Here is a 22,049-nt window from a genome sequence, read left to right as displayed (position 1 = left end):
CCTGATCGTAGCGTCTAGGCGCCTTGGACGTCGGCACCTGCCTTTAGGATTACAGAGATGTGCTTCGTGTCAATCGGTCATGGCCAGCCGATAATGCTCGCGGACGATCGAGCCCGGCCAATGCGCAAAAACTGACAGGCCTTGTCTTTCCCGGGCCGCGCTCCAGACGCTGTCGACACTGCGGCCGCCTGCGCTGCGAAGCGGCGCGTCTCAGCGCGTCTCCTGCCGTCGGGTTTTCGCAACGCAGCACGCGATGATGCAAAAACTGACGTTCTGTTGCGCTGCAAAGCAAGCTCGACGGCAGATTGGAGTAAGCCGGTGAAGAATAGACGTTTTTCGACGCAAGCGCGACGATCTGACGCGGGCAGGATTATTCAAAATTCGCCGTGTCGGCAAGTGTTGACATGAAACTCCCGTGATGCGACCGAGTAAGGTGGCAAATGCGCTGAGCATTGTCCTCGAATACGGCTGTCTCCTTCAGGAAGGTTGCTTTCTCCGGGTGCCAAGTCCGCTCTTTCGACTTGAGGTTATCGAGGCGCGACGCAACGCGTGGCTGGGCGAGGCGCAGATCATCCAGCCTCTGCCGGTCCGCCTCGTGGCCGCGGCCTGCGTGATCATGGTGGCGGCGGTCGGCCTGTATGGCTGGCAGGGCACCTACACGCGCCGCATCCACGCCGTCGGCCTTCTCGCGCCCGATATCGGGCTGATCAGCCTCGCCAGCCCGGTGGCGGGGCGCGTCGGCTCGACCGGCGTCCGCGAGGGCGACAAGGTCGCGCGCGGGCAGCTCCTGTACACGATCGACCTCGACGCCGTGTCGGCGAGCGGCCCCACGCAGGAGCGCGTGATCGCCGAGCTGGAGCGCCAGCGCCAGAGCGTCGAGCGGCAGCGGACCGCCCGGGCCGATCTGGCCGGCACGGAGCGGCAGGCGCTGCGCGAGCAGGTGGCGAATCTGAGCGAGCAGTCGGCCCAGCTCGCCAAGCAGATCGACCTGCAGGACAAGCTGGTTCCGCCGCTCCGGGCGCGGGTCGAGGAACTCGCGGACGCCGTGGCGCGCGGCTACGCCCGCGCCGCCGACTTCCAGAGCCAGAACTACCTCTACATGCAGGCGAGCGCGCAGCTCGCCCAGTTCCAGCAGAGCCGCCTCCAGATCGACGGCAAGCTCGCCGACACGAAGTCCCAGCTCGCCGCCTACGACGACCGGTTGGCCCGCGACCTCGCCGACCTCGACCGGACCGCCGCCCAGCTGGCGCAGCAGAAGGCCGAGAGCGAGGCGCGCCGCGCCATCGAGGTCCGGGCGCCGGAGGCCGGGACCCTGACGTCGATCCGCGCGCAGGTCGGCCAGACCGTGGCGGCCGGGGCGACGCTCCTGACCCTGCTGCCGAGCGCCGGGCGCCTCCAGGCCAACCTGTTCGTCGATTCGTCGGCCATCGGCTTCGCCGAGGCCGGCGCGCCCGTGATGCTGCGCTACGCCGCCTTCCCGTTCCAGCGCTTCGGCCTGCACCGCGGCGTCGTCACCGAGGTCACGCGGGCGCCGCTGGGCAGCGACGACGCGCCCGACTTCGCGCGGCGCGCCGCCGCCCGGGGGGAGGGGACCGACCTCTACCGCATCGTGGTCCGGCCCGATTCCGACACCGTGCTGGCCTACGGCGAGCGGCGCAGCCTCGAGGCGGGCATGCGCGTCGAGGCCGACATCGCCCTGGAGAAGCGGTCGCTCTACCGCTGGCTGCTCGATCCCGTGACGCATGTCCGGGAGAGCCTCGCCCTCGTCACGCGCGGCGGCCTCGACGCCCTGCCGGTCCGGAAGGCCGCCCCGTGACGGCGCCGTCCCTCGCCGCCCGGCTGGATTTCGGGCTCCGCCGCCGGGTGCCGGTCGTCCTCCAGGCCGAGGCCGCCGAGTGCGGCATGGCCTGCCTCGCCATGGTCCTGGCCTATCACGGGCGCCAGATCGACCTCGCGACGCTGCGGCGGCGCCATCCCCTGTCCCTCAAGGGCATGACCCTGCGCAACCTGATCGACCTCTGCGGCGCCCAGGGCCTGACCGCCCGCGCGCTTCGGGTCGAACTCACGGACCTGCCCCGGCTCCGGCTGCCCTGCATCCTGCACTGGGGCCTCAACCACTTCGTGGTGCTGACCCGGGTCGAGCGCGGCGGCCTCGTCATCAACGATCCGGGCCGCGGCCGGCGGCGGGTCAGCCTCGCGGAGGCCTCGCGGGAATTCACCGGCGTCGCTCTGGAGGCGGTGCCCAATCCGGGCTTCCGGCGCGAGCGGGCCGCCCCGGGCCTGCGGCTGCGCGACCTGTTCCGCAACATGGCCGGCATCCGCGCCGCCCTGGCCCAGGTCCTGGCCCTCTCCCTCGGGATCGAGCTCGTCGCACTCCTGATGCCCATCGCCTCGCAGGTCGTCATCGACGAGGTGATCGTGAACGCCGACCACGATCTGCTCCTCGTGGTGGCGATCGGCCTCGCGCTGCTGCTGCTGCTCCAGCTCGGCCTCAGCATCGCCCGCACCTGGGCGATCATGCTGGCCGGAACCCGGCTGAACTACCAGTGGTCGGCCGGCCTGTTCGACCACCTGTCGCGGCTGCCCCTCGACTACTTCGAGAAGCGCCATGTCGGCGACGTGATCTCGCGGTTCGGCTCCCTCGCCACCATCCAGAAGGGCCTGACGACCGATCTCGTCCAGGCCATGCTCGACGGGCTCATGGCGGTCGGCATGCTGGTGATGCTGACGGTCTACGGCGGCTGGCTGGTCGCCGTGGTCCTGGCCTCGACGGCGCTCAACGCGGTCCTGCGGGTCTTCGCCTACGGCGCGTACCGGGAGGGGAGCGAGGAGGCCCTCGTGGCCGAGGCCCGCCAGCAGACGCACTTCATCGAGACGGTCCGCGGCATGGCGAGCGTCAAGCTCCTCGACCTGCGCGAGCGGCGCGGCGGCGCCTGGATGAACCACTTCGTCACGGCCCTGAACGCCCGGCTGCGGCTGCAGCGCCTCGACCTCGTGTTCGGCCGCGCGAACGAGTTCCTGTTCGGCCTCGACCGGCTGATCCTGCTGGTGCTCGGCGCCCGCGCGGTCATCGGCGGGTCCCTGTCGCTCGGCATGCTGGTGGCGTTCCTGGCCTATCGCGACCAGTTCGCCACCCGGATCGGCAGCCTGATCGACGCGTGGTTCAAGCTGCGCATGCTCGACGTGCAGACCGACCGGCTCGCCGACATCGTGCTGTGCGAGCCGGAGGAGCAGGATCTCGCCGCCGGGGCGCAGCCGGGGGCGCCCCCGGTCGTCGCCCTGAAGGCCGGAGCGCTCGCCGGCGCGGGCCTGGCGCTGCGCTACGGGGCCGATGAGCCCTGGATCTTCCGCGGCGTCTCGCTGTCCGTCCGGGCCGGTGCCTGCTTCGCGATCACCGGTCCTTCGGGATGCGGCAAGACCTCGCTCATGAAGGTGATGATGGGGCTGACGCCGCCCAGCGAGGGGATCGTCACCGCCGACGGCCAGGACATCCGCACCGCCGCCGGGTCGTACAGGCGCCGGATCGCCGGCGTGATGCAGAGCGACGGCCTGTTCGCCGGCTCGATCGCCGAGAACATCGCGGCCTTCGACGAGCATCCGGACGCGGGCTGGATCGCCGAGTGCGCCGCCCGGGCGGCGATCCTGGACGACATCCGCCGCATGCCGATGGGCTTCGAGAGCCTCGTCGGCGACATGGGCTCGACCCTGTCGGGCGGCCAGAAGCAGCGCATCGTGCTGGCGCGCGCCCTCTACCGGCGGCCCGAGATCCTGTTCCTCGACGAGGCCACGAGCCATCTGGACGAGGCCACCGAGGCGGTGATCGCCCAGGCCCTGCGGGATCTGCGGATGACGCGGGTCATCGTCGCCCATCGCCCGGCGACGATCGCCCACGCGGACGCGGTGTTCGATTTCGCCGCCGAGGTCCGGGGCCGGGCGGATCTCGCCGCCGCGGGCTGACGCGCCCGACGCACCTCGCCTAGGGGACCGCGGGCCGGAGGTCGCCCGGCGCCAGGCCGAAGCGCTTGCGGAAGCCGCGGTTGAAGGTCGGCACGTCGGTGAACCCGCACGCGTAGGCGATCGTGGCGATCCGCATCTTGTCGTGGCGAGGACCCTCGAGGCGCCGGCGCGCGAGGTCGAGGCGCGCGTCGCGGATCGCCGCCGCGATGCCGCCGGTCTCCGCGAAGGCGCGGTACAGGCTGGTCCGTGACAAGCCCAGCGCGCGCTGGATGTCCTGCGGATTGAGGTCGGGGTCGTGCATCCGCCGCGCGATGTGGGCGCGGGCGAGCGAGACGACGGCCGCCTGCGAGACCGCCTCCGGATCGCCGCGCCGGGCCGCGCCGTCGACGAGGTGGCCGAGGAGGTGGAGCACGCCCTCGACGGCCGCCTGCGCCTCGTCGGCGGACATCCAGGCGACCGAGCCGGCCACCCCGCGCAGCCGCGCCCGAACCTCCGCCCCGGCCGGGAGCGGGCCGAGGCTGCGGCCCGCGAAGGCGTCGGCGTCGCCGACGAAAGCCTCGAACATCTTGCGCGGGACGGCGAGGCGGATCTCGCCGTAGGCGCTCTGAGTGCCGGCCACGAAGGGCCGGTTCCGCGTCAGGAAGCTGATGTCGCCGGGGGTCAGCTGGGCCCCGCGGCCGTTCTGTTCCTGGTAGCCGACGCCGTCGAGCGCGAGGCCGATCACCACCATCCTGCGGGCGTTCCGGTCGACGTGGCGGGAGCGGAACTCCACCGCGACCGGGCTGCTCACCGTGTGGGTCAGCGACCAGCCGGCCGAGGCCACGCTCAGGCGCTTGGCCGCGAACCGCTCCCGGGGGTGCCGCCGGCCGATGTCGCCGAATCCGGCCAGGGCCGTGCAGCGCCAGAACTCGAAGGCCTGCTTGGGGTCGACGTGGCTGGTCGTCTCGACGAGGCTCGGGACGAGCATCGGGCTAGACACGTGTGACACCCCCGGCGTGCCCGGCGGTTCCGTCCGGCTGCCTGCGCAACTTTATCGTGTGAATCTTGCCGGATTGGCAACCGACGCCATCCGGCGCGGCGCCGCGGGTCGGAGACCCGCGCTTCCGGGTTTCCCTAAGCAAGGGCCTGCCCGGACAGGCCGCGCGGTCCGGCGAGGAGCAGGGCCGCGCTCGCCGCGAGGACGAGCGTGATCACCGCGAACATCGCATGCGGCCCGTAGGCCGAGAGGATCGGCAGGAGGATGATCGGCGCCAGCGCGGCCGCGACCCGGCCGCCGGCCCAGGCGCAGGTCATGGCCGAGGCCCGCAGCGGGGTCGGGAGCAGCTCCGTCGCGTAGACGGCGAGGATGCTGCCGTAGGTCGCCGCCGCGGTGTTGAAGGCGATGCCGACCAGGACCAGGGTCAGGAACGTGCCGCTCGCGGCGAAGGCCGTGCCGAGGGCCGCCATCGCCGCCGCCAGGGCCGTCAGGACGGCGCGCCGCTCGAGCCGGTCGATCGCCAGCGCGGTCAGCAGGGTACCCAGGGGCGGGCCGAGCATCGACAGCGCGGCGAAGACGAGGGATTGATCGACCTTGAAGCCCTTCTCCACCATCACGACGGCGCTGAGCAGCGGGAAGGCGATCGTCGCCAGGGGGGCGAGGGTGTAGAGGCCGACGAACAGGGCCGTCCGGCGCATCTGGCGCGTCTCGGCGAACAGGCCCCGGAACCCCGCGGGCCCGGTCGCGGGCGGGTCCGGGTCCGGGTCGGTGGGGGCGGCGACCCGGACCCGGCCGGCCGCGCGCTCGAACCGGCGGCAGGCGGCGTCGGCCTCGGCGGAGCGCCCGACCGAGGCGAGCCACCGCGGTGATTCCGGCAGCCGCGCGAACAGGACGCCGCCGAGCGCCGCCAGGGCGCCCCCGAGGATCAGCGCCCAGCGCCACGGCTCGATCCCGAGCGGCGCGGCCGGTGCCATCATCTGGACCAGGCCGATCGCGGCCAGGCCGCCGAGGAGCCCGAGTCCGGCGCAGACCAGCAGCGTCGCGCCGCGTCGGCGCGCGGGCGTCACCTCGGCGAGGTAGGTGGCGACCAGGGGCGGGAACCCGCCGATCGCGAACCCCGAGGCCGTCCGGGCGATCGTCAGCACCGTGAGCCCCTGGCTCGCGGCGGCCGCCAGCGATCCGGCGGCCATCAGCGCGAGGGAGGCCTGGAGCGCGCGCCTGCGGCCGAGGCGATCCCCCAGCATCCCGAAGACGGGCGCGCCCACCGCCCCGCCGGCGAACACGGAGGCGAGGAGCAGCGAGAGGCTGCCCCGCGGCATGTTGTGGGGCGGCGCGAGGAAGATGGCCGCCAGGGCGTTGCTCAGGGCGACCTCGGCGATGTCGGTGAACAGGCCCAGCGTGCAGATGGCGAGCGCCGCCGCGTGAAGCCGCGTCATCGGAAGGGAATCGAGCCGCCGCGTGACGGCCGCGATCGACCCGGCGACCGATGCGGCGGCATCGGAGGCACTCGCGGTCTGGCTTCCGGCGTCGATCAAGCGTGTGAGTCCTCTCCGGCCGGAGCGTGCCCGCAACCGGTGACGCACCGCCACGGCAGCGTGTTCCCCACCGGGGAACGTGACGGCGTTCACAAATGCACCATGCGCGCCATGGTTGCGGGTCGCTGGGAGGTCGGCGGTCCGCGGGTCTTGCGGAGCTGTCGATCCGCCCTCCGCCGGGAGCCTCGGCGCGGGGGCCGCCACCGCCGTTCCGCGCCTTGCTGATCGTCGATCGGGAGGACATCCTGCGCGGGGGATGTCGGGGCGGATGGCCGGGGCACGATGTTCGAGATCGCGCGGGACGACCTGTCCGATACGCAGACACGGGCGCTGCTGGCGCTCCATCTTGCCGGCATGCACGCATCCTCGCCGCCGGGCAGCGTGTTCGCTCTCGGCCTGTCAGGCCTGCAAGCACCGGACGTGACCGTCTGGACGGCGCGCCGCGGCGGGCGGGTGGCGAGCGTCGGGGCGCTCAGGATGGCGACGGACGGCACCGCGGAGGTGAAGTCCATGCGGACGCACCCCGACTTCCTCCGCCTGGGAGCCGGCGCGGCGATCCTCGACACCATCATCGCGGCCGCCGCCGCCCGCGGCGCGCGACGCCTCAGCCTCGAGACCGGATGCGGACCCGCATTCGCGCCCGCGCTCGAACTCTATCGGCGTCGGGGCTTCGTGAACGGCCCCGCGTTCGGGACCTACGTGCCGAGCGACTTCAACCAGTTCCTCCATCTCGCGATCGCCTGACGGGTCGGGTCGGCGTCCTCGTCGCGCCGCCGTTCCCGAAGCGGCCCGCGCCGCGCGTCCGCGATCCGTACGTCCAGGCGCAGAGGCCGACTGGGTTAGGGTCAGCAAGGCTGGCTGTCGGCCCGGTGAGTCGCGCGCGTCAGGGGGCCGCCCAGGACCCTCAAGGCCCGTCCAGGAAGCCGAGGAGCGCCGCGTTGAAGAGCGCCGGATCCTGGAGGAACGCGAAGTGGCTGGCATTGGGCAGGATCAGCAGCCCAGCCCCGGGAATCGTGGCAGCGAGGTACTCGGTGTGCGCGCGCTTGATCCCCTCGTCGTGGTCGCCGTCCGCGATGAGGACCGGCGCGCGGATCCGCTTCAGATCGGCTTCGGTCCAGCGCGGCTGCCCGCCCCACATCCGGCCGACCGCGTCGACGAAGGCGGCGTAGTCCTTCGGGGTCGGCGAGAGGGCCTCGTACTCCTTGCCGGCCCGGTCGATGAAGGCGGCGAAGGTCGGGTTCGTCTCCACACCCTCGATCAGGCCCGACGGGTCGGCGTTGGCGCCGAACGCGAACACCTTGCCGACGCGGTCGGGATGGCGCATCGCCATGTCGAGACCGAGGATCGCGCCGTCGCTCCACCCGACGATGTCGGCGCGCGGGATCTTCAGCACGTCGAGCAGGCCGACCACGTCGTCGGTCATCAGGTCGTAGCCGAATGGCCGATCGTCCCGGGTGCTGCGGCCGTGCCCGCGGCTGTCCACGAGGATGACCGTGCGGCGGGCGGCGAGCGCCGCGACCTGGTGGCCCCAGTAATCGGAGTTCGACAGGCCGCCGTGCAGCAGGACGACCGGCGGACCGTTGCCGATCGTGGCGTAATACAGCCGAATGCCGTTGACAGCGGCGCGACCGGAAACCGTGCCGGCGACCGGCGCGGGGGTCGGCGGCAGGTCCTGCCAGCGCGGTCCGGCCCAGGCCGGGGCTCCGGCCAGCAGAAGCGTCAAGGCGATCGCAGTCCGAAGCATCGAGCACCTGTCGTCGTTGCCGGGGCCGGGCCGCCGGGGCGATCCGGTCCAGCGCGACCCGCCGCGACCGCGATCTGCGGTCGACCTGCGCGCGGACCGTGACCGGCTCGGATTACAGAACGATTTCAGGCCGTGGCCCGCGGGCGGCAAGCGCCGTCTCCGCCGGCGCCCGGGCGCCGAAGGCCGGCGCGCAGCACGGCGCTCGCGCGAGGAGCGGGGCCTCTAGAAGCGCGGGCTCGTGCGGCGGGGCCGGTCCGGCCGGGGCGCGGGGGCGGCTGGCGCATGTCGATGGCCGACCACGTCGCCGTTGCGGTAGGCCTCCTGGATGTTGCGTCGCGCGGCCCGCCCCGCCGTCCCACCGGGCTGCGTCACGGCCGAGTCTCCGGACGGGGCCAGGACGGTCTGCGCCGAGGCCGGTCCGATGCCGAGGAGAAGGAGGGCGACGCAGCCAGACAGACCCTTCATGGCCAGATCCCTCTCACCCGATCGCGTTGCCAGACGGGCCGACCCGCAGTGCCGCACGCGCGCGCCGCCCCGCCCAGCGCATCTACGTCCGTGCGGGCCATCGGTTCACGGGGGCTCGGCGGACGGGCTGCGTCGATCAGGCGGCCTTGCTGCCGAGCCGGATCGCCTTGGCGATCTCTGACCGGCGCTCGGCGTAGCCCGGCGCGGTCATCGGGTAATCGTCCGGCAGCCCGTAGCGCGCGCGGTAGAGTTCCGGCGTCAGCCCGTGCGCCGTGAGATGCCGCTTCATGGTCTTGTACGACCGGCCGTCGATGAAGCTGACGATGCCGTCCTGGCGGACCGAGCCGCGGATCTGAGCGGCGTCGGGCTGCTCGGGCGGCGCCTCGACGACCGCGGGCCGGTCGGTGAGCGCGGAGAGCGCGCCGTGCACGGTGAGCAGGAGCGGCGGTATGCTGGTGTGCGGCAGCGCGTTGTTCGATAGATAGGCGGTCACGACGCGCAGGGCCACGTCGCTGATGGTCGGCTCGAGCTGGTCCTGGTTCTTGCGCAAAGCGATCGATCCCTTCTTCGACCCTGCCGACACCTGTTATAGACCAGGAATACTCGGACATTATCGTCTGTCAATGCAGAATGACATGCTTGGCAAGTAACGAATTTTGAATGCAGAATTTCGATGCGACGCGCGCCGTCCGGTTGGTCAATGATATGGCCATGGTCCTGTCCGAGATTGGGAGAGCGCCGTCGGATTTTTCGGGTCGCGCCTGCCGGACAATTCGCCGGCGCGGTTCCGACGCTTCCACTTCGCAGATCTTCGTGATCCAATACGCTTCGAGCGCATCGCGAAGTCCCTTCATGGCCGCCACACGCCGCCCGTCCGTGCCGAGGTCGAGGGTCCGGAAGTCCCGCACCGTGCCTGGGGCGGGATGGGGACGCGCGATGCTGGCGGCGCTCCTCGGAGGCCTGCTCGCGGCGCCGTTCGCCCACGGGCAGGGCGCCGACGATCTGGAGGCCGAGATGCGGGCGCGGGTCGCCGCGGCCTTCCCGGATGCGGGCCTCGTGAGATTCCGCAAGATCCGACCGATCCCCGCCGAGGCGGAGTCCGCCGTGGCGTTCTGCGGCCAGGTCAGCAGCGGCCCCGTCGGGCAGGGGCGGTCCGATTTCCAGGTGTTCCTGTACGATCGCACCGCGTCGGCCGAGACCGTCCGCATCCTCGGATCGGAATCCCTCAACGGCTACCGCGTCGGCCGGAAGCTGATCGGCGCCCTGCGGCGGGTCGGCTGCCTGTGAGGCGTGCGGCCGGGGCGGTCTGTCTCACACGTGACGAAAATGTGGCAGAAGCTTGACTATTGCTCCAAGGTCGGTTTACAGCTTGACCGTGGCGTTGCGGTTACACCCCCGAGTCCCATGGAGGTTCGGATGTGCGCGCGGAAGACCTTCTACATTTTCATCTCGGCCTCGGACGGGGAGCAGTTCTGCGCCGTCCGACAGGACCAGCCCATCCCGTCGCTCATCGACGGTGTCCGATGGATGTATGTCGGCTGCATCGATACGACCCGGGACAGGCCGTACGGATTCGACGTGGACGCGGCGCACGCGGCGATGCGGCACCGCGGCGTCTACTTCTACCGGCGCGAATTGATGTTCCGCCGGGCCAACTTCCTCCTCGAAGCCGCCTGATGGTGGCTGCCCCCGGACCGATCCTGGCCGGCGCCCTCGTGGTCGCCGGTCTCGGGTTCGCGTCCGCCGCCGAGGCGCAGGTGCCGACGCGGGTCGGCACCTGCGCGGCGACCACCATCGCGCGGATCGGGACCCGGTTCAGCGACACGCTCGTGAAGCCGAAGGGCGACGGGATCGGCGACGGGACGAGCGTCGATCTCAAGAACGGCGTCTACGGCGTCTCCTACGCGTATGTCGAAGCGGTCGCGCGGTCGCGGGTCGGCGACCGGGTCATGACCTGCCTCGTACTTCTGCCGACGGGCTGCCCCAAGGGCGACGATCGCGGCAAGATGTACACGACGACCAACCTGCGCACGCTGGATTCCTGGACTTTGCCCGACTCCCAGCACATGTGCGGCGGGGCCTGATCGGGCGTCCGTGAACCCGCCCCCCGGAGGGGCGTGCTGCCTCAGGGGGCGGGATCCGGGTCTCGGTGGAGAGGAGAGGGATCCGTGTCGCTCAGGAACGGTCTTGCCGCCCTCGCGCTGGCGGTGGCGGGCTCCGCGCCGGTCCCCGCCTGGGCGTGGGGCGTCCCCGGATGCATCAACCTTCCCGAGTACAACCGCGCCCTGGGCGCCCTGCAGGGCATGACGAGCGCCTGCGACATGAGCGTCGAGGAAGTCCGCCGGATCGTCGCCGCCCGTGACGGCGTCGCGCCCGGGCCCCCGGTCGCCGCCGCGGAGCCGCCGGCGCCGCCGCGGGTCGCGCCGCGGCACCGCAGGGCGCGGGCGCACCGGAGCGCGCCGCCGCGGCGTCACCGCTGAGCCGGCCGACCGGCGCTCAGGTCCCGTCCTCCGGCGCCCCTGGGGGATCCGCGCGGGTGCGCGCCCAGTCCCGGTCGCGCTCCGCCTGCCGGGCGCGCTGCTCCGCCACGTAGGCCTCCTGGTCGGCGCGCTCCCGCTTCCGGCGGCGGTCGGCGGCGGCCGCGCTGCGCTTGCGCCACGCCTCCGTCTCGGCCTTCTGGCGCAGCAATTCCTCGACCGTGACGGGTGTCACCGGTTCCTTGGGTTGCGCCCAGGGATAGGATCGCCGGGGCGGGGGCGGGCGGGCCGCCCGATCGGCGGAGGCCTGCCCGCTCCGCCGGAGCGCCTCGGCCGCCGCCGCGAGGGTCAGCCCGGCACCCCGGGCGATGCGCTCGGCGGCCGCCCGGGCGGCCGCGCGCTCGCCCGCCGTGGCCCCCTGATCGGCGAGCGCGAGGCACTTCTCGAACCGGTCCCGGTCGGCGGGCGTCATGGGCGACGTCATGGGCAGCGTCTTATCGCCGAGTCGACCCGCCTGTCCCGTCGCACCGGATCCGTCGATCCGGTTTCGCGCCAGCCTCCGTGCCGGTCAAGCCGCCGCGGCCGCGCGTCTCGCCGGCCGTCCGGCGCCGCGACCCGCGCGGCTACGTCTGGGCGCGTCCGTTCCCGCCCGGACCGATCGCCGGCAGTCCGGCCCCGTCCGGCAGGCCGCCGAGCACCACGAGGATCCGTCCTAGGAGCACCCGCGAGTGCCGCGCACCGCTGCCGATGGCCGTGAGGTCCGGCCGGCCCGCGCGGGCCTCGTAGGCCGCGCGCAGCCGGTCGAGCTGCCGCCTGCGCGTCTCGGGATCGCTGGAACCCATGGCCCATCCTCCCGGCGGGCCCTGGCTCGCGGTGCGCCCCCGCGAGCGAGCCTTCGACCATCCCGAGTCGGGGAGTTGGAAAACCGTGTCTGAACGGTCCCTACGACCTTTAGCGCCGGAACGCCTGGACATACGCCGCAGGCTCCCCGACCGTGTGGCCAAGGATACGGGTGCCGTTGTGGTCGGCACCGACCATCAGACAGGGGGTTCCACGCCCCAGGGCCGCGCGTACGGCCCCGCTGGCCTTCTAGTCGCCTCTAGGAAGGAAATCCAGCCCGGCGTGCCGCGCCGCGCTCGAGTCGGCGGAAACCGCCGTCGATCAGGAGCGCCAGCGCGGACACGACGAGGCCGCCCTGCAGGACGTAGGCGGTGTTGCCGGTCAGCAGGCCGGAGATGATCACCTCGCCGAGGGTGCTGGCGGCGACCGTGGAGCCGATGGTCGCCGTCGCCAGCCCGATGATCGCGGCGAGGCGGATCCCCGACAGGATCATGGGCAGCGCCAGGGGCAGCTCGACGCGGACGAGTCGCTGCCGGTCGGTCAGACCCATGCCGCGGGCGGCCTCCATCAGCGCCGGGTCGAGATCCTCGAGCCCGGTGAGCGCGGTCTCGAAGATCGGCAGGAGCCCGTAGAGGACGAGGGCGATCAGGGTCGGGACCGCGCCGAACCCGAGGATCGGCACGGCCAGGGCCAGGACCGCGACGGGCGGGAAGGTCTGCCCGATTCGGGCCACTGACCGGGCGAAGGGCAGCACGTCGCGGCCGGCCGGCCGCGTGGCCGCGACCGCGAGGCCGAGGGCGATCGCGGCCGCGGTCACGGTCGCGGCCGCGACGAGCAGGAGGTGGTTGACGGCGAGCGTCAGCAGCGGCGTCTGGGCGTAGATCGGCGGCGTGTCGCCGGGGGCGAAGGGCCGGAACAGGGGCGCGAACCACCCCGGGGCGACCAGAAACGCCCCGAGCAGGGCGAGGAGCCCGGCCCGGGCGATCTGCGGGGCGCGGATCACGGCTGGGCGCCCCGCGCCTCGAGGGCCTCCCGCGTCACCCGGCCCAGGACGACGCCGTCGCGGCTGACCGGCAGGGCCGGGCGCCGGGACCACAGGCTCTCGGCGAGGGCCGCCCGCACCGTGGTCCCGGCCGGGATGGGCGGGCCCGGCGCCGGGCCGGGCTCGATCAGATCGTCCACGACGCGCAGGGCCATGAGCTGGAAGGCCCGGTCGCCGCTGCCGAGGAGGGCGCCGACGAAGGCGGTGGCGGGCGCGCCGACGAGGTCCGCCGGCGCGGCCTCCTGCACGAGGCGCCCGCCATCCATCACGGCGACCCGGTCGCCGAGATGCAGGGCCTCGGTCATGTCGTGGGTCACCAGCACGATCGTGGTGCCGTAGCGCGCCTGGATCGCCAGCAGATCCGCCTGCGCCCGCCCGCGGATGATCGGATCGAGGGCGCCGAAGGGCTCGTCCATGAGCAGGATCGGCGGCTCGGCCGCGAGCGCCCGGGCGACGCCGATCCGCTGCTGCTCGCCGCCGGAGAGCGCCGCCGGCAGGCGGTCCCGGTAGATCGCCGGATCGAGGTTGAACAGGCCGAGGAGCTCGTCGACCCGCGCGGCGATCCGCCGGCGGTCCCAGCCGACGAGCCTCGGCACCACCGCGATGTTCTCCGCGACCGTGCGGTGGGGGAACAGCCCGTGGCCCTGGATGGCGTAGCCGATCCCGCGCCGCAGCAGGTGCGGCGGCACCTCCCGGACGTCCCGGCCCGCGATCCGGATCGTCCCGGCGCTCGGCTCGATCAGGCGGTTGATCATCCGCAGCAGGGTGGTCTTGCCCGATCCCGAGGTGCCGACCACCGTCAGGATCGCCCCGGCTTCGACCCGCAGGGTGACGTCCGCCACCACCGTGCGACCCTCGAAGACGCGGCTCACCCCGGCGAGGTCGATCATGGGATCCGCTCCGCCGCGCGGCCGCGGCTCAGGTCGATGACGGCGTCGAGCAGCACCGCGGCGCCGGTCGCCATGGCGACGGTCGGCAGCGCGCCGAGCAGGACGAGGTCGCCCGCGTTCTGGCTGATGCCCTGGAAGACGAACACGCCGAGGCCGCCGCCGCCCACGAGACCCGCGATCACCGCGAGGCCGATATTCTGGACGAGGACGATCCGGATCCCGGTCAGGATCGCCGGCAGGGCGAGGGGCAGGTCGACCTGGAACAGCCGCTGGCGCGCGGTCATGCCGACGCCCCGGGCGGCGTCGCGCACCGGCCAGGGCACCGCGTCGAGGCCCGCGACGGTCGCGGCGGCCACGGGCAGGAGCGCGTAGGCGAACAGCGCCACGAAGGCCGGCGCGGCGCCGATCCCCGCGATGCCGAGGGCGGCCGCACCCGGCACCTCCCGGCCGATCCAGGCCAGCGGCGCGATCAGCATGCCGAACAGCGCCATGGACGGGACGGTCTGCACGACGTTGAGGCCCGTGAGCAGGCCCGCCCGCAGGGGCGGGACCGGGCGCGCCAGCACGGCCGCCGGGATCCCGACCAGGGCGGCGGCCGCCACCGAGGCGAGGGCGAGGGCGGCGTGGGTCCGCAGCTCCCGGCCGAACGTGTCGGAGCGACTGGCATATTCCCGCAGGACCGAGAGGTTGTCCCAGAAGCCGGTGCGCAGGGCGAGCCCCGTCGCGGCGACCAGCAGGGCGAGTGCGGCGATCCGCAGGACCGGTCCCGGCCGCAGCCGCCCCAGCCCGTCGCCGGCCGCGAGGGCCGCCGTGACGAAGGCGAGCCACCAGCCCGCGTCCGGCGAGACCCGGCCGTACCGGTCGCCCGGCGCGGTCAGGTGATCGGCCGCCCAGCCGGCCGCGAGGCCGAGCAGCAGCAGGATCGCGGCGGCGGCGGCCAGCCGCAGGATCGGCGCCGACCGCAGGACCAGCGGCGGCAGCGCGAGGGCGACGACGCCCCCGAGGAGGAGCGCCGCGCCGGGGGGGAGCGCCGACCACGCCGTCAGCGCGGTGCCGGCCGCGATCCGGTTCGGCCGGGTCGTCATCAGCGGCAAGGCGAGCAGGCTCAGTGCCAGGACGGCCGCGAAGGCCGCGCCCAGCGGATCGACGCCCGGGCGAAACCGCCCGGGCGCGAGGGATTCCCCCATCCTCACGCTGCGGCGGCGCCCGGGGGCGCGACGATGGACGGAAATGCGGCGGGTCTCATGAGGCGGGTCACCGGCGTCGCGACGCTCTCGGGCGCCCCGCCGCGCATCCTTGCCGGCGGAGCCCCGGCTTGTCGACGCGGGATCCCGCGGGCGGCGGACGGCTCCGCCGGTGAGGGCGCGTCGCGCCGTGCTGTCCGCGCGGCCGGCTCACCGCACGAACCCGTTTTGCCGGAGGAAGTCCGCCGCGACCGCGGAGGCCGGCTCGCCGCCGATCTGGACCCGGCCGTTGAGATCCCGGAGCGTGGCCAGATCGAGCCTGCGGAAGATCGGGTCCAGCACCGCGGCGATCTCTGGATGGGCCTTGAGGACCGCGCCGCGGACCACCGGCGCCGGCTGGTAGACCGGCTGGACGCCCTTGTCGTCGTCCAGCATGACGAGGCGCGCGACCGCCATGCCGCCGTCGGTGCCGAACACCATGGCGGCGTTCGTACCGGAGGTGCCCCGCGCCGCCGCCGCGATCGTCGCGGCCGTGTCGCCGCCGGCCAGGATGACGAGCTGGTCCGGCCGGAGGGTGAAGCCGTAGGCCCGGCCGAAGGCCGGCAGCGCCCCCGGGCTGGTCACGAATTCCGACGAGGCGGCGAGCTTGATCGCGCCGCCGCCCGCCACGTAGCGGCCGAAGTCGCTCATGGTCCTCAGGCCCGCGGCCCGCGCGATCTCCTCGCGCACCGCGATCGCCCAGGTGTTGTTGGCCGAGGCGGGCGTCAGCCAGACGAGGTCGTTGGCCGCGTGATCCAGGTCCCGGGCCGTGCGGTAGGCCGCCTCCGGGTCCTTCCAGACCGGGAGATCGGCCTTCCCGAAGAAGAACGCCGCGTTGCCGGTGTATTCGGGATAGATGTCGATCTGCCCCTCGATCAGGGCCTGGCGGACGATCGCGGTCGCGCCGAGCTGGATCTTGTCGACGGTCGGCAGGCCCCGGGCCTGGAGCGCCTGCAGGATGATGTTCCCGAGCACCCCGCCCTCCGTGTCGAGCTTGGAGGCGACGACGATCCCGGCCGCCGGCGCGCCGGGCGCGGGCGCGCACTGGGCGGCCAGCAACGCGAGCCCTGCCGCGACGAGCCCCGCCCGGATCCGCTTCACCATCGCCTCCGGCTCTGCCCCGCGCCCCGTCGGTCCGGTCGGGCGCCCGCTTTCCGACATCTAGGGCCGGTCCCGGTCAAGTTGAGGCGGAGGCGCACCGAGCCTGTGCCGCACGGGAGAGGGGGCATGGCGCCACTGTCTCCACCCGAATCGTCGTCCGTCGAGACCGCTGCGACACGATCGGGAACAGCTCTCGGGCCGGCGCCGCAGCGTGATTCGGTGCCCGAACCCGGTCGACAGCCGCGTCTCCCAAACCGGACCGCTCCGGCGTCGCGGGCCGCGCGACCCCCGCGAAGACCTGTGCGCCCGGCGAGTCCAACCGGGGCCGTATCAAATCAACACATTCCCGTTAACGTTGTTTAACCTTTACATGATCCTTCCGCGAACGATCCTGGCTTTGGCGATATAATCTTGAGTACATGCTTTGTGTCGAAAGGAGGGGGGATATGTCGTATTCGATTCTGGTTCGCGATCTCACCCGCGAGACCGACGGTACTCCCAAACTTCTGGCCTACGACATTCACGACCGCTCGGCGGCCGAGACTCTCGTGTCGGTGATCGCCACTTCGTACCAGGATCACGGTTTCAATCCAGCGACCCGCGTCCACTGGTTTCGCCACGCGGGCGGGCTGCGCGAGATCTTCACGTGGCCGCGGTCCTGACCGGCGGCGCGCGGGCTCAGGTGCCGCAGAAGGTCCGGTAGCCGACGCCGCCGCCCGCGGGCGCCTCCGCGAAGGCGGCGTGGTCCGGCTGGTCGTCGTAGGGGCGGGCCAGGACGGCGAGGAGCGTCGCGAACGGCGCGAAGTCGTCCCGCTCCACGGCGGCCTCGATCATCGCCTCGACCCGGTGGTTGCGCGGGATGAAGGCCGGGTTCTCCCGGCGCATCGCGGCGGCGGTCTCGACCGGGTCGCGTGCCTCCTGCGCCAGCCGCGCGCGCCACGCGGCCGCCCAGGCATCGTAGCGCGTCGGGTCGACGAACAGGTCGCGCACGGCCGCGTCGGCCTCAGGCCGCGCCGCCGCGTCGCAGAGCCGGCGGAACGTCAGGGTGAAGTCGGCCTGGTTCTCGGCCATGCCCTTGAGGAGGTCGCCCGCCAGCTCGGCGTCGCCGTCGCGGGTCTCGGCGAGGCCGAGTTTGCGGGCGAGGCCGCCGTGATAGGCCGCCTCGAAGCGCGGCGCGTAGGTGGCCAGCGCCGCCTCGGCCTCGGCGACCGCGGCGTCCTCGCCCTCGGCGAGGAGCGGCAGCAGGGTCTCGGCGAGGCGGGTCAGGTTCCAGAGCGCGATCCGCGGCTGCTGGCCGTAGGCGTAGCGGCCGTTGCGGTCGATGGAGCTGTAGACCGTCCGGGGATCGTAGGCGTCGAGGAACGCGCAGGGCCCGTAATCGATCGTCTCGCCCGCGACCGACATGTTGTCGGTGTTCATCACCCCGTGGACGAAGCCGACGTGCAACCAGCGGGCGACGAGGGCCGCCTGGGCCGCGACGACGCCCTCTAGCAGCGCCCGGTAGGGATTGCCGGCCCCGGCCGCGTCCGGATGGTGCCGGGCGACGACGTGGTCGGCGAGCGCCCGCAGGCTCTCGACGTCGCCCCGCGCTGCGAAGAACTGGAAGGTGCCGACCCGGATGTGGCTCGCCGCCACCCGCGTGAGGACCGCGCCCGGCAGGAGCGTCTCGCGCACCACCGGCTCGCCGGTCGTCACGGCGGCGAGGGCCCGGGTGGTCGGGATGCCGAGCGCCGCCATGGCCTCGCTGACGAGGTACTCGCGCAGGACCGGGCCGAGCGCTGCCCGCCCGTCGCCCCGCCGGGAGAACGGCGTCGGGCCCGCGCCCTTCAGCTGGATGTCGCGGCGGCGCCCGTTCCGGTCGACGACCTCGCCGAGCAGGACCGCGCGGCCGTCGCCGAGCTGGGGCACGAACTGGCCGAACTGGTGCCCGGCATAGGCCGCGGCGATCGGCTCGGCGCCGTCCGGGACCGCGTTCCCCGCGAGCGCCGCGACGCCGTCCGGGCCGGCGAGCCAGTCCGGATCGAGGCCGAGCTCCTCGGCGAGCGCGCGGTTCAGCCGGACGAGGCGCGGCGCCGCCACGGGCGTCGGCGGCCGGCGGGCGTAGAAGCGCTCCGGCAGGCGGGCGTAGCTGTTGTCGAAGGGGAGTGCCGTCATCGTCGGGATCTATGGAGCGCGGGGTCGGGGGGCAAGCGGGGCCGTCGGGGCCGCGGGATCCGGGCGGTGCCGTCGGCGCCCGTGGGCGTCTCGGACATCGACCGGAGCCGCGCGGCGGCGACGGAACCGCGGATCGTCCACCGGGCCCGGGTCATCGTCGCGCCTTCCCCGCTCCCTGGCCCATTTGCCGGGCGGGGGGATGTTCGCGGCCCGACCCGTTCTCAGGCGTCGGCGGGCCGGATCGCCTCGAGCGCGTCGATCCTCCGGATGGCGGGATCGCGCGCGGCGGGATCGGCCGTCGACCCGCGCCGCCGGGCGCGGCAGGCCAGGGCCGCGAGGGCCAGGAGGCCGCCCGCCAGCACGTCCGGCAGGTAATGACCGCCCGACCCGACGGTCGCGACGATCACGGTGGCGTTCAGCAGGACGGCCAGGGGGCCGAGGAGCGGCACCGGCGCCAGCGCCCAGGCCGTGAGGACCGCGAGGCACACGTGGAAGGACGGGAAGGTCGCGAGGCCGCGCAGGTCACCGAGCGCCAGCGTGTGCAGGGTGCCGGCCCGCAGCCGCGCCACCGGCTCCAGGTGCCAGAGCGCGCCGACCGTCTCCAGGGGCTCGGACGGGACGACCCGCGGGGCGTAGTGGGCGTAGGGGCCGAGGGCCGGCAGCAGGGCGGCGAGGACGATCACGCACAGCAGCGTCGCGGAAAACAGCCGGATGTAGGTCCAGAGCCGGCCGAGGCGGCGGGTCGCGCTCAGCGCGATCACCACGAGCCCGACCTGCGGGCCGCTGGAATGGTAGGCGAGCGCCAGCCACCACGACAGCGTCGGGTGCCGCGCCAGGAACGCCACGTGACCGGTCCAGTCGAAGCCGAGGGCGGCCTCGATGCGGGCCAGCGCGGGATCGACGAAGGGCAGCCCGATCCCGGCGGCGAGGAAGTGCAGGACCGCCACCGGCACCGTGAAGGCGATGAGGAACGCGCTCGCCAGGGCCATGCCGCGCAGGGGCGGGTCGGACTTCACCGTGCTCAGGCAGGCGGCGGCGCTCAGCAGGACGAGGACGGCGAGGCCCGCGAGCGCGAAGCCCAGGGGCGCGGCGGCGATGCCGGACGCGGCCATCCAGACGGCGTCGACCGCGACGATCGCCAGGGTCAGGACCCAGAGACGCGGGTCCGGCGCGGCGATGCCGGTGCTATGCCGGCGCAGCAGGCGCCACCAGGGACGTGCCGGGTTTCGAGCGCGGACGATGGGCGCGCGGCCGGCGTGAACGGCCCGGTCTGGACGCATGATCCGGCTCACCTCGCCCGACAGGGCCGATGCGCGGCCGGAACGAGGCTCGGCCGCGACGGGGATGTGGCCGCCGGCCGGGGGGGCGGCGGGCGGACAGGGTTGGGGGTGCGGGGGCGGACTCTACCGGCCGGTCGTCGGGGCGTCGCCCGTGGCCGGGGGCTTGCCGGTGCCGACCGCGCCCTCGGTCGGCGGCACGGCGGAGGGATGCGTGACGGCCTCCGTCGCGGTCTTGCCCGGGTCCTTCGTGTCGGCCGCCGGCTTCGGCGCGGTCTCGGCCGGTGGCGCCGCCCCGGGGCCGGGCCGATCCTGCGCCCGGGCCGCGGCCGGAAGGGCGGCCAGCGTGGCGGCGGCGAGGACGAGGGCGGGGATCGATCGGGTCAAGCGTGGCTCCGTCGCGCGGTCGGGCGTTCAACCGGCCCAACGGCTGGCCGCAGGGGTCGTTCCGACGCGCGCCGGTCCGGGACCGGCCGGGAGGTGACGGGTGGGTCCGGCGAGGCCGTCCCCGGTCCCGTCATCTCAGGTCCTGACGCGCGGGGCGCCGGCAGTGCGCGCCGGAGCGCGCGGCCGGGGCCTCACGCCTCCGCGGCGGCCTTCCGGGTCTTGCGGCCCTTGGGAGCCTTCGTGCCGGCGCCGGCCTCCGCCGCGACGGTCTCCGCGGGCTCGCTCCGCTTGGCGGCCGGGCCGCGGCGCTTGTGGCCGAGGCCGGCGTTGCGGGCGAACTCGGCGCGCATCGCCGAGTAGTTGGACGCGGTCGTCGGGTAGTCCGGCGGCAGCCCGTAGCGCTGCCGGTACTGCTCGATCGTCATGCCGTTGCCGGTGAGATGCCGCTTGAGCGTCTTGTACGGCTTGCCGTCGATGAAGCTGATCAGGGCGTCGGGCGTGATCGACTTCTTGATCTGCGCGGGCGTCGCCTTCTTGAATTCGGGCTCCGACGTGACCGTCGTGTGCCCGAGACCGGCCAGCGCGGCGTGGACGCCGGACAGCAGCGACGGGAGGTCGGGAACCGGAACGGAGTTGTTGGCGACATAAGCCGAAACAATATCGGCGGTCAGCTCGACGAAATCGATCGGGTCCTGATGCGGTGCAGGATTGCTATCTTCCATGGGCGCCTCTCACGTGGGAGTGATCCATGAACGTGCATTCGCTTCTCGACAGTCAAGTCCTTATCTGCACGAAGATAACCCATTATGCCTGTTATCTACCGAATGGAGTAGCGAATACCAACATAGATCAGTGACGCATTTCGGGCCGGATCTTTCGCCCGCCGGCACTCCGACTGCCGGATCCTCGGGCGCCTCCGGGCACCTCCGGCCCCACCGACCGGCCGGACCGGGCGGGGTCTTTTCACAAAGCGTTAACCCTGACCGTGGTCACTGACAGGGTCGCTCCGGCTTTGGGGGTAAGAAGCCGAACGACAGGCGGGCCGAGCCCTGCCCCTCCATGCTCGGCCCGCGCCCTCGCGCCGCGGCGACGCTCAGGCGTTGGCCGCGGTCCCGATCGGCGTGGCGATCGCGCCGCGCGTCCCGGGCGGGATGACGGCCTGCAGGACCCGCGCGGGCCCGGCCGCGTAGTCGGCGCGGTAGCTGCGCTCGAGGGTCATCAGGGTGCGCATCGGCGCCTCGGCCAGGTCGAGCAGGCGGGCGTCGCGCCAGCGGAGCTTGGTGAGGCCGGTGCGGCTGAACCACCGCGGCCTCTCTTCCTCGACGAGCAGGACCAGCTTGCCCGTCCACGTCTTGCGGAACCAGAACCGTCCCGTGAGCTTGGCCGCGCCGAACATGCAGCACCTCGCGTGAGAGCCCCTTCAAAGCAACGCGGGTCAAGCTCGGCGGTTTCCGCGCGCGGCCCGTCGTCCGGCACCGGACCGGCGCCGCGGCCATGCGCCGGCGGCATGGGCGCGACGGCGGACACGGCTCAGCCGCAGGTGCGGTCGCCCAGATCGCGGCCGGCCAGGGTGGTGCCGGCCGCGGTGCCGCCGGCGAGCGCGCGGTCGGCCAGGATCGCGAGCGGGCGGCCGGCCAGGGCGCCGACGAGCCCGGCGGCGGCCTTGATCAGGAAGTCGTCGAACCGGCCGTGGCGGGTTCCGGTGAGGGTCTGGCCGGCTTCCAGGCCGCCGGCCAGGACGACGCTGCCCGCCAGGATCCAGAGCCAGTGCCGCGGGTAGGCCACCGTCATGAGCAGCCCGGCCAGAGCATAGGCCGCGACGCGCTCGTAGCTGGGATTGGCCGTGACCACCGGGCGGAATCCGATCGGCACCAGCGTGATCGCGGCGATCAGCACCACCAGGATCCAGGCCGCGACCCGTATCAGGCCGTGCCACTGCGCGTTCGATCTCAGCATCGCGGAAACGTAACCTCGCGGCGAC

Annotated in this window: 26 protein-coding genes; 8 read left to right on the top strand and 18 right to left on the bottom strand. The window is 73.3% G+C overall.

Annotation, left to right across the window (positions count from 1 at the left end):
• The first annotated feature begins 499 nt into the window (after positions 1-499).
• Together ACX9MN_RS23440 and ACX9MN_RS23435 are read left to right on the top strand one after the other, a co-directional pair.
• Positions 500-1,816, top strand: a complete 1,317-nt coding sequence (locus ACX9MN_RS23440; RefSeq protein WP_234081852.1) for an HlyD family secretion protein — start codon at positions 500-502, stop codon at positions 1,814-1,816.
• Positions 1,813-3,957 carry a peptidase domain-containing ABC transporter gene (locus ACX9MN_RS23435; protein ID WP_489725587.1) on the top strand — a complete coding sequence of 715 codons (2,145 nt, stop codon included), beginning with the start codon at positions 1,813-1,815 and terminating at the stop codon, positions 3,955-3,957. The genes ACX9MN_RS23440 and ACX9MN_RS23435 overlap by 4 nt, the downstream gene beginning before the upstream one ends.
• Before the next feature lie 19 nt (positions 3,958-3,976).
• Here the strand turns inward: ACX9MN_RS23435 and ACX9MN_RS23430 are convergent, their stop codons facing one another.
• Positions 3,977-4,936, bottom strand: a complete 960-nt coding sequence (locus ACX9MN_RS23430) for a helix-turn-helix domain-containing protein (RefSeq protein ID WP_489725586.1) — start codon at positions 4,934-4,936, stop codon at positions 3,977-3,979.
• A gap of 134 nt (positions 4,937-5,070) precedes the next feature.
• Positions 5,071-6,369, bottom strand: coding sequence for an MFS transporter (locus tag ACX9MN_RS23425; RefSeq protein WP_489725585.1), 1,299 nt, complete (start codon positions 6,367-6,369; stop codon positions 5,071-5,073).
• 381 nt (positions 6,370-6,750) lie between these two features.
• Between ACX9MN_RS23425 and ACX9MN_RS23420 the strand changes: the two genes are divergently transcribed.
• Complete coding sequence (locus tag ACX9MN_RS23420; RefSeq protein WP_489725584.1) at positions 6,751-7,212, top strand: GNAT family N-acetyltransferase; 462 nt, start codon at positions 6,751-6,753, stop codon at positions 7,210-7,212.
• 160 nt (positions 7,213-7,372) lie between these two features.
• On the opposite strand, the gene ACX9MN_RS23415 is transcribed toward ACX9MN_RS23420, so the two are convergent.
• The 4 genes from ACX9MN_RS23415 to ACX9MN_RS23400 all read right to left on the bottom strand — a co-directional run bounded on the left by ACX9MN_RS23415 (position 7,373) and on the right by ACX9MN_RS23400 (position 9,540).
• Entirely contained in the window at positions 7,373-8,212 is an 840-nt protein-coding gene (locus tag ACX9MN_RS23415; RefSeq protein ID WP_091977898.1) for an alpha/beta fold hydrolase, read from the bottom strand.
• A 222-nt stretch (positions 8,213-8,434) separates the two neighbouring features.
• A complete protein-coding gene (locus tag ACX9MN_RS23410; RefSeq protein ID WP_091676038.1) occupies positions 8,435-8,677 on the bottom strand; it encodes a hypothetical protein in 243 nt (80 codons plus the stop codon).
• Between the two features lie 136 nt (positions 8,678-8,813).
• On the bottom strand, positions 8,814-9,227 hold the full coding sequence (locus tag ACX9MN_RS23405) for a Ros/MucR family transcriptional regulator (RefSeq protein WP_020091004.1): 414 nt from the start codon (positions 9,225-9,227) through the stop codon (positions 8,814-8,816).
• Positions 9,228-9,297: 70 nt separating this feature from the next.
• The gene (locus tag ACX9MN_RS23400) at positions 9,298-9,540 is read right to left on the bottom strand and encodes a hypothetical protein (protein WP_139257060.1); all 243 of its coding nucleotides are present in this window, start codon (positions 9,538-9,540) and stop codon (positions 9,298-9,300) included.
• Positions 9,541-9,613: 73 nt separating this feature from the next.
• Between ACX9MN_RS23400 and ACX9MN_RS23395 the strand changes: the two genes are divergently transcribed.
• The 4 genes from ACX9MN_RS23395 to ACX9MN_RS23380 all read left to right on the top strand — a co-directional run bounded on the left by ACX9MN_RS23395 (position 9,614) and on the right by ACX9MN_RS23380 (position 11,157).
• Positions 9,614-9,964 carry a hypothetical protein gene (locus tag ACX9MN_RS23395; protein WP_056522867.1) on the top strand — a complete coding sequence of 117 codons (351 nt, stop codon included), beginning with the start codon at positions 9,614-9,616 and terminating at the stop codon, positions 9,962-9,964.
• Positions 9,965-10,093: 129 nt separating this feature from the next.
• Positions 10,094-10,354 (top strand): hypothetical protein, encoded by a 261-nt coding sequence (locus ACX9MN_RS23390; RefSeq protein WP_056523187.1) that lies wholly within the window; start codon positions 10,094-10,096, stop codon positions 10,352-10,354.
• The gene (locus ACX9MN_RS23385) at positions 10,354-10,761 is read left to right on the top strand and encodes a hypothetical protein (RefSeq protein WP_091977896.1); all 408 of its coding nucleotides are present in this window, start codon (positions 10,354-10,356) and stop codon (positions 10,759-10,761) included. Before ACX9MN_RS23390 ends, ACX9MN_RS23385 begins: the two co-directional genes overlap by 1 nt.
• Positions 10,762-10,845: 84 nt before the next feature.
• Complete coding sequence (locus tag ACX9MN_RS23380) at positions 10,846-11,157, top strand: hypothetical protein (protein ID WP_489725583.1); 312 nt, start codon at positions 10,846-10,848, stop codon at positions 11,155-11,157.
• Between the two features lie 16 nt (positions 11,158-11,173).
• Here the strand turns inward: ACX9MN_RS23380 and ACX9MN_RS23375 are convergent, their stop codons facing one another.
• The 6 genes from ACX9MN_RS23375 to osmF all read right to left on the bottom strand — a co-directional run bounded on the left by ACX9MN_RS23375 (position 11,174) and on the right by osmF (position 16,253).
• Positions 11,174-11,638 (bottom strand): hypothetical protein, encoded by a 465-nt coding sequence (locus ACX9MN_RS23375; RefSeq protein ID WP_020090999.1) that lies wholly within the window; start codon positions 11,636-11,638, stop codon positions 11,174-11,176.
• Between the two features lie 139 nt (positions 11,639-11,777).
• Complete coding sequence (locus tag ACX9MN_RS23370) at positions 11,778-11,996, bottom strand: hypothetical protein (protein ID WP_020090998.1); 219 nt, start codon at positions 11,994-11,996, stop codon at positions 11,778-11,780.
• A gap of 257 nt (positions 11,997-12,253) precedes the next feature.
• The gene (locus ACX9MN_RS23365; protein ID WP_489725582.1) at positions 12,254-12,997 is read right to left on the bottom strand and encodes an ABC transporter permease; all 744 of its coding nucleotides are present in this window, start codon (positions 12,995-12,997) and stop codon (positions 12,254-12,256) included.
• The gene (locus ACX9MN_RS23360) at positions 12,994-13,926 is read right to left on the bottom strand and encodes an ABC transporter ATP-binding protein (protein WP_489725581.1); all 933 of its coding nucleotides are present in this window, start codon (positions 13,924-13,926) and stop codon (positions 12,994-12,996) included. Before ACX9MN_RS23360 ends, ACX9MN_RS23365 begins: the two co-directional genes overlap by 4 nt.
• Positions 13,923-15,113, bottom strand: coding sequence for an ABC transporter permease (locus ACX9MN_RS23355; protein ID WP_489725580.1), 1,191 nt, complete (start codon positions 15,111-15,113; stop codon positions 13,923-13,925). The genes ACX9MN_RS23360 and ACX9MN_RS23355 overlap by 4 nt, the downstream gene beginning before the upstream one ends.
• Before the next feature lie 207 nt (positions 15,114-15,320).
• Complete coding sequence (gene osmF / locus ACX9MN_RS23350; RefSeq protein ID WP_489725579.1) at positions 15,321-16,253, bottom strand: glycine betaine ABC transporter substrate-binding protein OsmF; 933 nt, start codon at positions 16,251-16,253, stop codon at positions 15,321-15,323.
• A gap of 443 nt (positions 16,254-16,696) precedes the next feature.
• On the opposite strand from osmF, the gene ACX9MN_RS23345 reads away from it, so the two are divergent.
• Positions 16,697-16,912 carry a hypothetical protein gene (locus ACX9MN_RS23345; protein ID WP_056522883.1) on the top strand — a complete coding sequence of 72 codons (216 nt, stop codon included), beginning with the start codon at positions 16,697-16,699 and terminating at the stop codon, positions 16,910-16,912.
• Positions 16,913-16,928: 16 nt separating this feature from the next.
• Here ACX9MN_RS23345 and ACX9MN_RS23340 read toward each other — a convergent pair whose 3' ends face one another.
• From ACX9MN_RS23340 to ACX9MN_RS23315, 6 genes are all read right to left on the bottom strand, one after another.
• Positions 16,929-18,404 carry a protein adenylyltransferase SelO gene (locus ACX9MN_RS23340; protein WP_489725578.1) on the bottom strand — a complete coding sequence of 492 codons (1,476 nt, stop codon included), beginning with the start codon at positions 18,402-18,404 and terminating at the stop codon, positions 16,929-16,931.
• A 221-nt stretch (positions 18,405-18,625) separates the two neighbouring features.
• Positions 18,626-19,684, bottom strand: a complete 1,059-nt coding sequence (locus ACX9MN_RS23335; RefSeq protein WP_489725577.1) for a phosphatase PAP2 family protein — start codon at positions 19,682-19,684, stop codon at positions 18,626-18,628.
• A 123-nt stretch (positions 19,685-19,807) separates the two neighbouring features.
• Positions 19,808-20,068, bottom strand: a complete 261-nt coding sequence (locus ACX9MN_RS23330) for a hypothetical protein (protein WP_020090990.1) — start codon at positions 20,066-20,068, stop codon at positions 19,808-19,810.
• Positions 20,069-20,259: 191 nt separating this feature from the next.
• Entirely contained in the window at positions 20,260-20,790 is a 531-nt protein-coding gene (locus ACX9MN_RS23325) for a Ros/MucR family transcriptional regulator (protein ID WP_091977889.1), read from the bottom strand.
• Positions 20,791-21,161: 371 nt separating this feature from the next.
• Positions 21,162-21,464, bottom strand: a complete 303-nt coding sequence (locus ACX9MN_RS23320; protein WP_020090988.1) for a hypothetical protein — start codon at positions 21,462-21,464, stop codon at positions 21,162-21,164.
• A gap of 134 nt (positions 21,465-21,598) precedes the next feature.
• Entirely contained in the window at positions 21,599-22,024 is a 426-nt protein-coding gene (locus ACX9MN_RS23315; RefSeq protein ID WP_489725576.1) for a hypothetical protein, read from the bottom strand.
• Positions 22,025-22,049: the final 25 nt, after the last annotated feature.

The sequence above is a fragment of the Methylobacterium sp. 1A genome (assembly GCF_058072805.1).
This window is presented reverse-complemented; position numbering and strand designations above follow the sequence as displayed.

What these genes read in the sequence shown, in the direction of transcription:
- ACX9MN_RS23370 (WP_020090998.1), bottom strand. Translation starts at nt 11,996, where the DNA reads ATGGGTTCCAGCGATCCCGAGACGCGCAGGCGGCAGCTCGACCGGCTG.
- ACX9MN_RS23425 (WP_489725585.1), bottom strand. Translation starts at nt 6,369, where the DNA reads ATGACGCGGCTTCACGCGGCGGCGCTCGCCATCTGCACGCTGGGCCTG.
- ACX9MN_RS23420 (WP_489725584.1), top strand. Translation starts at nt 6,751, where the DNA reads ATGTTCGAGATCGCGCGGGACGACCTGTCCGATACGCAGACACGGGCG.
- osmF (WP_489725579.1), bottom strand. Translation starts at nt 16,253, where the DNA reads ATGGTGAAGCGGATCCGGGCGGGGCTCGTCGCGGCAGGGCTCGCGTTG.
- ACX9MN_RS23345 (WP_056522883.1), top strand. Translation starts at nt 16,697, where the DNA reads ATGTCGTATTCGATTCTGGTTCGCGATCTCACCCGCGAGACCGACGGT.
- ACX9MN_RS23375 (WP_020090999.1), bottom strand. Translation starts at nt 11,638, where the DNA reads ATGACGTCGCCCATGACGCCCGCCGACCGGGACCGGTTCGAGAAGTGC.
- ACX9MN_RS23335 (WP_489725577.1), bottom strand. Translation starts at nt 19,684, where the DNA reads ATGCGTCCAGACCGGGCCGTTCACGCCGGCCGCGCGCCCATCGTCCGC.
- ACX9MN_RS23315 (WP_489725576.1), bottom strand. Translation starts at nt 22,024, where the DNA reads ATGCTGAGATCGAACGCGCAGTGGCACGGCCTGATACGGGTCGCGGCC.
- ACX9MN_RS23325 (WP_091977889.1), bottom strand. Translation starts at nt 20,790, where the DNA reads ATGGAAGATAGCAATCCTGCACCGCATCAGGACCCGATCGATTTCGTC.
- ACX9MN_RS23385 (WP_091977896.1), top strand. Translation starts at nt 10,354, where the DNA reads ATGGTGGCTGCCCCCGGACCGATCCTGGCCGGCGCCCTCGTGGTCGCC.
- ACX9MN_RS23340 (WP_489725578.1), bottom strand. Translation starts at nt 18,404, where the DNA reads ATGACGGCACTCCCCTTCGACAACAGCTACGCCCGCCTGCCGGAGCGC.
- ACX9MN_RS23415 (WP_091977898.1), bottom strand. Translation starts at nt 8,212, where the DNA reads ATGCTTCGGACTGCGATCGCCTTGACGCTTCTGCTGGCCGGAGCCCCG.
- ACX9MN_RS23355 (WP_489725580.1), bottom strand. Translation starts at nt 15,113, where the DNA reads ATGGGGGAATCCCTCGCGCCCGGGCGGTTTCGCCCGGGCGTCGATCCG.
- ACX9MN_RS23390 (WP_056523187.1), top strand. Translation starts at nt 10,094, where the DNA reads ATGTGCGCGCGGAAGACCTTCTACATTTTCATCTCGGCCTCGGACGGG.
- ACX9MN_RS23360 (WP_489725581.1), bottom strand. Translation starts at nt 13,926, where the DNA reads ATGATCGACCTCGCCGGGGTGAGCCGCGTCTTCGAGGGTCGCACGGTG.
- ACX9MN_RS23320 (WP_020090988.1), bottom strand. Translation starts at nt 21,464, where the DNA reads ATGTTCGGCGCGGCCAAGCTCACGGGACGGTTCTGGTTCCGCAAGACG.
- ACX9MN_RS23410 (WP_091676038.1), bottom strand. Translation starts at nt 8,677, where the DNA reads ATGAAGGGTCTGTCTGGCTGCGTCGCCCTCCTTCTCCTCGGCATCGGA.
- ACX9MN_RS23395 (WP_056522867.1), top strand. Translation starts at nt 9,614, where the DNA reads ATGCTGGCGGCGCTCCTCGGAGGCCTGCTCGCGGCGCCGTTCGCCCAC.